The 9,265-nt window shown below is 38.5% G+C and carries 11 protein-coding genes; 5 read left to right on the top strand and 6 right to left on the bottom strand.

The genetic code is table 11. The annotated features are described in order from the left end of the window. On the top strand, nt 1-821 hold an 821-nt coding region (locus WCV88_05005; GenBank protein ID MFA6475525.1), incomplete at its 5' end, for a hypothetical protein. On the opposite strand, the gene WCV88_05000 is transcribed toward WCV88_05005, so the two are convergent. From WCV88_05000 to WCV88_04975, 6 genes are read right to left on the bottom strand one after another with little or no spacing between them, the layout of a single operon-like run. After that, entirely contained in the window at nt 800-1,570 is a 771-nt protein-coding gene (locus WCV88_05000; GenBank protein MFA6475524.1) for a glycosyltransferase family 2 protein, read from the bottom strand. The two genes, WCV88_05005 and WCV88_05000, sit on opposite strands and share 22 nt — an antisense overlap. Then, a complete protein-coding gene (locus WCV88_04995; GenBank protein ID MFA6475523.1) occupies nt 1,564-2,463 on the bottom strand; it encodes a glycosyltransferase family A protein in 900 nt (299 codons plus the stop codon). The genes WCV88_05000 and WCV88_04995 overlap by 7 nt, the downstream gene beginning before the upstream one ends. Further along, complete coding sequence (locus WCV88_04990) at nt 2,460-3,281, bottom strand: glycosyltransferase family 2 protein (protein ID MFA6475522.1); 822 nt, start codon at nt 3,279-3,281, stop codon at nt 2,460-2,462. The genes WCV88_04995 and WCV88_04990 overlap by 4 nt, the downstream gene beginning before the upstream one ends. Next, entirely contained in the window at nt 3,275-4,507 is a 1,233-nt protein-coding gene (locus WCV88_04985) for a flippase (protein MFA6475521.1), read from the bottom strand. The genes WCV88_04990 and WCV88_04985 overlap by 7 nt, the downstream gene beginning before the upstream one ends. After that, nucleotides 4,482-5,525 (bottom strand): hypothetical protein, encoded by a 1,044-nt coding sequence (locus tag WCV88_04980; GenBank protein ID MFA6475520.1) that lies wholly within the window; start codon nt 5,523-5,525, stop codon nt 4,482-4,484. The genes WCV88_04985 and WCV88_04980 overlap by 26 nt, the downstream gene beginning before the upstream one ends. Continuing rightward, complete coding sequence (locus WCV88_04975; GenBank protein ID MFA6475519.1) at nt 5,518-6,444, bottom strand: glycosyltransferase family 2 protein; 927 nt, start codon at nt 6,442-6,444, stop codon at nt 5,518-5,520. The genes WCV88_04980 and WCV88_04975 overlap by 8 nt, the downstream gene beginning before the upstream one ends. 58 nt (nt 6,445-6,502) lie before the next feature. On the opposite strand from WCV88_04975, the gene WCV88_04970 reads away from it, so the two are divergent. Genes WCV88_04970 through WCV88_04955 form a run of 4 tightly spaced genes read left to right on the top strand, consistent with a single transcriptional unit; the run spans nt 6,503 to nt 9,265 of the window. Further along, nucleotides 6,503-7,909 (top strand): hypothetical protein, encoded by a 1,407-nt coding sequence (locus WCV88_04970; GenBank protein ID MFA6475518.1) that lies wholly within the window; start codon nt 6,503-6,505, stop codon nt 7,907-7,909. Beyond that, nucleotides 7,882-8,055 (top strand): hypothetical protein, encoded by a 174-nt coding sequence (locus tag WCV88_04965; protein ID MFA6475517.1) that lies wholly within the window; start codon nt 7,882-7,884, stop codon nt 8,053-8,055. Before WCV88_04970 ends, WCV88_04965 begins: the two co-directional genes overlap by 28 nt. Further along, a complete protein-coding gene (locus tag WCV88_04960; GenBank protein MFA6475516.1) occupies nt 8,034-8,762 on the top strand; it encodes a sugar phosphate nucleotidyltransferase in 729 nt (242 codons plus the stop codon). Before WCV88_04965 ends, WCV88_04960 begins: the two co-directional genes overlap by 22 nt. Next, entirely contained in the window at nt 8,759-9,265 is a 507-nt protein-coding gene (locus WCV88_04955) for a dTDP-4-dehydrorhamnose 3,5-epimerase family protein (GenBank protein MFA6475515.1), read from the top strand. The genes WCV88_04960 and WCV88_04955 overlap by 4 nt, the downstream gene beginning before the upstream one ends.

Below are 9,265 nucleotides of genomic sequence, written 5' to 3'. Positions count from 1 at the left end.
TTAGGGATAAATATTGGTTCTGGTGTTGGGTATTAGGAGTAATTGGTGTTAGTATAGCGCTAATACTCACTTTGTTGAGATATAATATCGTACCATTGGATGCTGTGATTATTCGTGCGCAACCACACTGGAGTTATATCATAGATACATTGGCCGGTTGGTATTTCCCAATTTTTGCTGGGGCATTTTTTGTACTGGGGATTATTTTAAGTTTAAAGAAAATCAGGAGCTATCTGGGATTAACCGCCATAGTGAGTATAACCGTGTTGGTTTATTTTACATTTTTTAGTCATCGCTGGGATGCACAAAGATATATCAGCATTGTGGTTCCGGCCATCACTTTAATTACCGTAGTGGGATTAGTAACTACCATGAAGTTTCTCTATTCATTATTACCAGGGCGAAATGTATTTCGCGTCAGTTTAATTTTACCGTTAGTTATTTTGGTCGGACCAGCCTTGTCTTTTAAAACCGACTTTACAACTACAGAATTGGGTTATGCCGACATGAAAACTGCCTACTCAGATGTAGTCGATCAAGTTCAGCCTGGTGATATTGTCTTAATGCAAGGGCCCAGATTCTTTTATTGGCCAGATAATTCAATTCCGGTTTATCTCCTGGGTGGTTATAAAAGTCTGTCTCTGACTGAATTCAAAGCCTTGACCGAAACCAGTGACACGGGGGTATATGTGGTATATAACACAAATCATAAACGACATCTCAGTGATAAAGTGCTGAACTATATTGCTAAACACTTTAAGAAAATATATCAACCCACCGAAACCAACGTCTTGATCTATTATTTGAACCGAGCAAAATAATAAAACAGTGAACGCAGATAAATTTTCATATTCTTCCATTTTGGTAATTTACGCACACTTGTACCTTTACGGTGCATAATAGACACGCTGGTTAAACATCTGATTGGCCAGCCCGCTTTATGCAATCTATAACACAAATCAACATCATTATAATATAAAGGGAAGTGTGGTTCATCGAATAGCACACCCAATTGTGCAATAGCGGTGCGTCGTACCATTAAACAAGCGCCGGCAGCTTGCTCGATATCAAAATCTTGATCAAATTTATTGTCTAAATATAAATATTTTTTTGTGGTATTAAACATTATGGCCGGGATTCTTTTGTGCAGTAATCCTAAGGGAATATCATACCAGTGTGGTAGGCGGCGGTGCATATGATATTGCGTCGATCCATCCAGGTTTAATAATTTTACAGTAGCACCACCATAATTTGGATGTTGCATTAACCAATCAGACATGGCTTTAATCGCCGGACCATTCACTATTGTGTCTTGATTTAATAATAAAACCAGATCGGCTTTAGTTAAACTATAGCCCTGATTATTACCGCCTGCATATAAACGATTAGTGTTGTTTTTAACTAGTTTAATATCTGAATATTTTTCTAAATAGGCAACACTGTCATCACCTGAGGCATTATCAATCACAATAATCTCCAGCGGAATAATTTTACTAGCCTCAAGCAGTGAGTCTACACACGCCACTATTTCATCGCGGGCATTCCAGGATAAGACAATAACACTTACCATATATTTTTTCTAAAGACAAAAGTTAATTGGCCAATGCGCATCGCTAACACATTAACAAATTTGAAATACGTATAGCCTAACTTAATTGGTAAAAGATTTATGATTGTATCTGATAAATAATAATTTGGCCAGAATAATATTTTATACCAGTAGTAAGTTAAAGTATTTTTAAAACCCGCCTGATAACGCAACAGATGTGGAAAATATGTTTGGATAAATTGCTTGTTATGTAATTGCGTAATCAACATGTTGCCGTAGTTTTGGCGGAGACGTTTCAGTAATAAACCGCGGCAAAATTTGGCGTTATTGTGTGTGACAATCATGTTTGAGTTATACACTAAGCTTAAACCCGCTAAATGGGCGCGGGCACCGAATTCCATATCGCCACCATATTTAAGCTCTGACGTAAATTGACCAATTCTCTCGATTACTTTGCGTTTAATGGCCAGATTTCTAGTATCAACTCGTTTTAGTTTAGCGGTGTTGGTGAAAGCAGCAATGTTAGCTTCATACATTAATTGTTCTAAAGCGGCTACTCGGGTAGCCGGGGCACCAGCCGAGAAACCCATCACTCCAGCGATATTATCATTTTCTAGTGTGGCCTGAATTTGTTCTAACCAGTCAGGTTGCACGGTACAGTCAGAATCAGTGAAGGCGAGAATATCACCAGTGGCTTTAGTTAGGCCAGTATTTCTTGCCTGATAAGAACCGGTGATGGGCTCTTTTAAATAAGTGAAACCAAATTTTTTCACGAGCGGTTCAACCCAAACGGTGTTACTATTTTCTACTATAATCACCTCAACAGTAAAATTATGTATGGCTTGTTTAATACTTTCTAAACACTTGGGTAAGTAGGGGTCATTATAGACCGGTATGATAATGGAGTATGTCATAAATGTTGTAGCCAACCAGCCTGACTAGCTCTGATTAAATCAGCTAAATGGGAACCTTTTTTTAATCTCTCAAGGAAAAATATAGTAAAATAATAGCAAAAAAAATAGCTTAGTTGAAGGGGAGAGGCAAATTTCTTCATAAACCAAACCATGTTCCGGGCAATAAAATAAGTCCGAAAATTATTCGCCTTGGCATGAGTTAGTTTGGCCATGGGTACTACCACACAATTCCAACCGTGCTGTTTAGCTTGCAGACACCAATCGGCTTCTTCATAGTAAGCAAAATATTTTTCCGTGAGCTGACCAATTTCTTTTATAGCCTGAGTTCTCATCATAAAACAATTACCAACAATACAATCTACTGGAGTCGGTTGAGTGGGTAGTGTTTTGTGACTACGCACTTTACCGGTCCAGAGTGAAATACTGGCCCCAGCTGATTGGATAGTGCTATCTTCGTTATAAACCACTGGTCCAGTGACAGCTGTCTTGGGGTGTTGCTCAAGATACTGCACTAGGGGAGTGACAAAATCAGTATCAATAATAGTATCTTGGTTTAGTAATAAAATATAATCATATTTATTAGATAATTTGTTTATATTATGATTGTTACCACCAGTAAAACCTAAATTTATATCGCTTCGTTCGATATTAATATGCTTAATATCTCCAAAAACCTGTTTGAGTTTTACAGATTCATCTTGATCTGAGCCGTTATCTAACACAAAAATGTCAGCTGGAATATGGTGTTTGATTAAACCCTGCAAACAGCGCGTGGTTAATTCAAGGCCATTCCAGTTAAGTAAACTAATGGCTACCATAAGTGTTTAAAATATTTTCTGGCGTCTTTATACATGAGTACAGCTAAGAGTAATTGTGTTATTAAAGTGGCAGTGGCCGCTCCGCTTAAATTGTACCAATAAACTAATATAATAGTTAATGGAATATTTATAATTGAGGCAATAATAAAATTTTTAGTATAAAGTTTTTCCTGACCAATCGCTTGTAGGCTATTACCCAAAGGAGCCCAGAAAAAGATCGCTAACGTACTCCATAATAATATTCTAAACGGCAGCACCGCCGGAGCGTATTCAGGTTTAAATAATAGACTAAATATAGTCGGTGCGGCCAATGTGCCAATGATAACTATAGGCCAACCCAACAACATAGTTAATTTTAATAGTGAAATGATTTTTTGTTCAGCTTCAGGAAATTTATTATCGTGCCATAGTTTAGTGATTACTGGGAAAAAGGCACTAATTAATAAACCGATTAAGGCCGTTAAGAAAAAAATTGGTTTATAGGCAGCGGTATACCACCCAACCACTTCTTTGGGATTAAACCAACCGAGCACAGCCGAATCAAAATAATTAAATTGCGCATTGATAGCAATGCTAGTGGCAAAAGGTAATAGTAGCACAGCTAATGTCTGAAGAGTTTTTTCACTAGGTAAGTTTGGTAAGGTAAATAGTGTGTTACGAACTAAATATAGACTAACTAACCAACCCAGTAGCGCACTAATTGAATAGCTCAAAGCAATTAAAGGTAGTGACCAATGTAAAATTATCCCTAAGGTTAGACCAATGGCTTGAAACACCGTGTGAATAATTTTACTAATCCCTTCTAACTGCATCTGTTGTGTACCGCGGGCAATACTATCACTAAACATGCGCGCAGACATGATAATAATAGCCAAACTACCAAACACTACGGTGGTCAAATTTAGTTTACTACTAACGGCTACAATTAATATGGTTAGCAACCAGCTCAAACTGGAACCAAGTAATTTAAATTTGATAAGTTGAGTTTTTTCTTTCTGCCAAGCTGTAACAGATTGGGCAATCAACCTGGTGGTGTAGGTGTGGATACCGAAATCGGCTAAAACAACGGTTAAGTTGGCAATAGCAAAGACATAAGATAATTCACCGAAATTAGAGCTACCCAAACTGTTGGCTAACCATACGACGACACCAAACAGAATGAAGCGGCTGACAAACTCGCTGGCGATTAACCAAGTAGCATTATGCTTGATGGATAAGGCGGTCATAAATTTGTTTTAAGGTAGCTGTTTGATTTGACCAACTAGATTGCTTGACAACAAAATCTTGCATGTGTTTTCTATAGTTTAAATCAACGGGTTGTTTTAAGATTTTATCCAAATCTGATAAAGACTCTATATAGGGATTAGCTTTTCTAAGTGCAATTGGTATAACACCGGCGGCCATATAATTTAATAGTTTACCACTACCCTCAGTTGATTCGATTGGTTTTGGTTCAAGGCCAAATTTGGTTGTCACTAACACATTAAGTAAGTTTTCGTACGGTACAGTGAGCCAGGTGAGTTTACTAGCAATGCCAAGCTGCTCAGCCTGAGTATGCCAATAACCCGTCACATCATTAGCAATTAACAGACATTTTACATCGAGTGATTGTAAAATGGTAAATAATAAATCTGTCCCTTTTTGTTTACCCAACCCGCCACTATAAACTAGATCATACTTATAATCTCCAGTGAGATTGGGTAAGGTACTACTGATACCATCAGGCAAAACAGTAATATTTTTTTTAAAGTGATTCGAACTGGCTACGACATAATCGGCGCTAGTTAGACACCAATTTTCATATATTTTACCTAAGGGTGATAATAATTTCCAGATCCCTCTATAACTGGTTAACTCTTCACTTAAATTGCTTTGTAAGTCTAATAAAATAGGGATACGATAAAAAAAACGCACCCACCAGGCAATGAACATACCTTCATGTAGGTGAGCATGGATTAAAACCGGGTGTGTTTTTTTAGTTATGTGCAAGGCTTTTAATATTAATAGTTTATCTAAAATAATTTTTGATAAAGCCGGACCAGCCGAAGTTTTTTTGTACCAAAACAAATTAGCCGTTCTTGTAATATGAGCTGAACCGATTGATCTACCTAATGGATAGGTGACTAATTCGGCTTGATAACCTAAGTTTGAAATAACTTTGAGTTCTTCATAGATTCGAATATGACAACCCCGATCAGAAAAGTACGGCGTTGGGGCGATGACCAAAATAGTTGCTTTAGCCATTGGTAACGATAGTTTTGATGGTGTAAGGTTTTCTACCCTCACTATAGTATGATTTTGCTAATACCTCGGCGATTAAACCGGTAATAAAAAGTTGTAAGCCAGCCAGAATTGACAGCACGGCAATCATTGGCCAGATGCTGGTAGAAAGCGGGTATTGCCAAACCAGTCGAGCTAGGGCTAACAAAAATAATAAGATACTACCGGATGACATTAATATTAAACCAAGTCCGCCAAATAGATGTAATGGGCGATACGAGTAATTTCTCCAAAACCAGAGACCTAATAAATCAATAAAGGCTCGAATAATTCGGCCGGAACCATATTTGGATTGTCCGGCGCGACGGGCCTGATGTTCTACAACTATTTCTCCAACTGAGAAGCCACTCAAATGTAAAATGGCTGGAATAAAGCGATGACTCTCGCCATACAAATTCACATCCTCGAAGCAGGATTTTTTGTAGACCTTTAAGGTACATCCGGAATCATGAATACTATCATGTAATAATATTTTTCTTAATACTAGCGCACCATAAGAACTAATTTTTTTTCCAAACCCATCTTGCCGGTTCTTCCTCCAACCAGACACAACATCATATTTGTGTTCCTGCATGTAGTTGATCAATTTTGGAATCTCTTCTGGAGGATTTTGTAAGTCACCGTCCAGTGTCACAATCACATCACCCTTGGCTTGTTTAATACCGGCGTCTAAAGCAGCGGTTTGACCAAAATTCTTCCGTAAGGTTATTACAGTTATACTGGGCAGTTCAGCTAATAGTTTGCTCGTATTATCAGTACTGCCATCATCGACCATAATGATTTCAAAATTACCAGACAGTTTTTTGGTCACGTCCAAAAGACGCTGGTGTAATTCAGGTATATTTAGGGCTTCGTTATATACTGGTACAATAATGCTATACATAAAACAGCGAGACTATACCAGTATTGCGCCCTTTTGGCAAGCCCGATATACTGTTTTCATGTCATCTGTACGGGTGGTTCGTGTTATCGGGGGATGTTTCATTATTCTAAGTTGTGTCTGGATAGTGTATTTGTATTTTGGCGGTAACGGTACGTTGCAGCTTAGTTATAATTTTAATGATACAAAAGGATCGGTGTCGGCTTTTTCGCCACATGGTCGGGCTTTAGATATTGAGCGCAATCTAGATAATGGTGAAACATATCAACGTTTAGTTGGAGAACCAGTTTATTTTACGGTTGATTTACCCGGTGCCTTCGATCACGTCACGGTGACACTGCGTTACCAAAACCCGAACCAAACAGTTGTTGAATTAGGCGTCAAAAAAACTAAGGATGTCGATCTCTTTGATTATATTATTCAACCACTAGAAAATAAGTTAGTAGATAATAGTGACTGGTCGAGACTAGAAAATGATGAATTAATTTTATTGCAGAAAGAGCCGGTCTATTCTTCCATAGATGACTTTATTAAAAATCCACCCCTAGATAAAAAAGTCGGTACGTATTTAGCACCGCCGACACCGGAATTTGTTGATCCAGATTATATGCCTAATCCAGCTACCGGTAGTGATATCAATGTGCCACTGCGTGGTAAACATGAATTTTATCTCTATGCTGCAGCGGGTGAAGATATTTCAGTTATTTTATCTACAACCAACTTAAATGTCATACCGGGCGAAGATCCAATTATAATGACGCTGTTCAGAAATGATGCAGCGGTGGTGACATCAGAAAATTCATCCCTCCAGTATCTTGCAGATACAGCCGGGGTTTATCGTTTAAAGGTTGACACAACGGATGACATTATAATAACCAGATTACAATCAAATCAGGAACGGCTAGTGGTAAATAATACGGCTTTATTAGCTGAATCAGCGACGCCAGTGACGATTAATTCCGATGGAAACTGGTTGACAATGATGGCTAAACATCCGGCGGGCGTTGGAATTGTACCAATGTATGATAGAGATTTTTTGTTGAATCGCGTTGATGTGCCAGTGACCTGGAACAATCCAATTACACGATATCATTTCACTGCAGTATTCCCACATGGTGATGTTTATTTGGACAGCGATTCTTACTTAGCTTTACCTGGTGCAACAGAATTTGATCCCTGGTTTGGTTTTAGACCGATTGCTAGATCAAATGATGGGGCTAAACTGGATTATGTTTTGAGTCGTAAATATTCCGAGCCAAGTCGTTTACGTGGTTGGACAACAGCGACGGCATCGTTCGATTTAACCGGTGTGACACAAACTAGACCAAATCAACTCCAGTTTATGTTATCGGCTCCGGGTTTAGATACGGTTCCGATTGGATTAAAAGTCAGTTCAATTGATATAACGGCCGAACAAACACCTTTGACAATAACATACCTATGGCAAAAACTCTTTGGCGGGAAATAACTATTACGTTTACCATTTGGTTGTTACTGATGTACACATTAGATAGTGTGTTGCATGGCTTTGTGTCAATTATTATGCCGTTGAATCTATTGGGTATTGTCTGGGTAGCCAATTTAATTTTGTTGTGGTATTATCAGCGGCGATGAAAGGCATAATATTAGCCGGTGGTAGCGGTAGCCGATTGGCGCCTCTGACCAAAGTAACGAGTAAACAACTTCTGCCGATCTATGATCAGCCGATGGTTTATTTCCCTTTACAAACCCTTATTAAGGCTAGCATTAAAGATATATTGTTTATTGTCTCACCTGACCATGCCGGCGATTATTTAAACGCCCTTGGTTCGGGGGCACACTTTGGTTGTCGTTTTACTTACGAGATTCAAGATAAACCGGCTGGTTTAGCACAGGGTTTGTCACTAGCCGAAACATTTGTGGGTGGGGATAGCTGTATGATGATTTTAGGCGATAATATTTATGAACATGATTTTACTGAGGCGGTCAAACAATTTACCTCCGGCGCTCACATTTTTGTTAAAGAAGTACCAGATGCGGAACGTTTTGGAGTAGTAGAAATGGATGAAAATAATCATGTTTTGAGCATAATCGAAAAACCGAAGCACCCCAAAAGTAACTTAGCTCAAACCGGCGCCTATATTTATGATGAGCATGTCTTTGATATTATTCGACAATTGAAACCATCCCACCGCGGTGAATTGGAGATTACTGATTTAAATAATCTTTACTTAGAGAAGGGTGTTCTCACAGCTAGTTTGATTGAAGGGGAGTGGATTGATGCGGGCACCTTAGAAAGCTTATTTAAAGCTGCCGAATTTCGGCGTAAACATGTCATATGAAAAAAATTATTTTAACTAAGCAAGATTACCAACCAAAACCTAAAATTGACGGAGTCAAATTAGTTGATTTAAAAGTTTTGCAAGATGACGGCGGTTGGTTTTTAGAACTGGGTCGCTTTCAGAAACATGTCTTGGAACATTTTCCAGAATTCGATCTAAAACAAATCAACCTATCAGAAATGGATCCCAGTGTAATCAAAGCTTGGCATATCCATCACCAGCAAGACGACATTTGGTTTGTGCCACCCAGCCAAAGATTATTAGTGGCACTGCATGATATTAAAAATCATGTCACCATGCGGTTTGTGTTGGGTGGGGGTAAGGCTCAGTTATTGTTTATACCGCGTGGTATTGCTCATGGAGCCACTAATTTATGGAAGAAACCAGCCATGATTATATATTTGGTTAGTCAACATTTTTCCGCCGATCCAAAATTAAGTGATGAGTATCGTTTACCATGGGATCAGTTTGGCGTCGATATTTGGCAGCAAACCAAAGGGTAA

This window comes from Patescibacteria group bacterium, assembly GCA_041665365.1.
Lineage (GTDB): Bacteria > Patescibacteriota > Patescibacteriia > UBA9570 > UBA9570 > UBA9570.
This window is presented reverse-complemented; position numbering and strand designations above follow the sequence as displayed.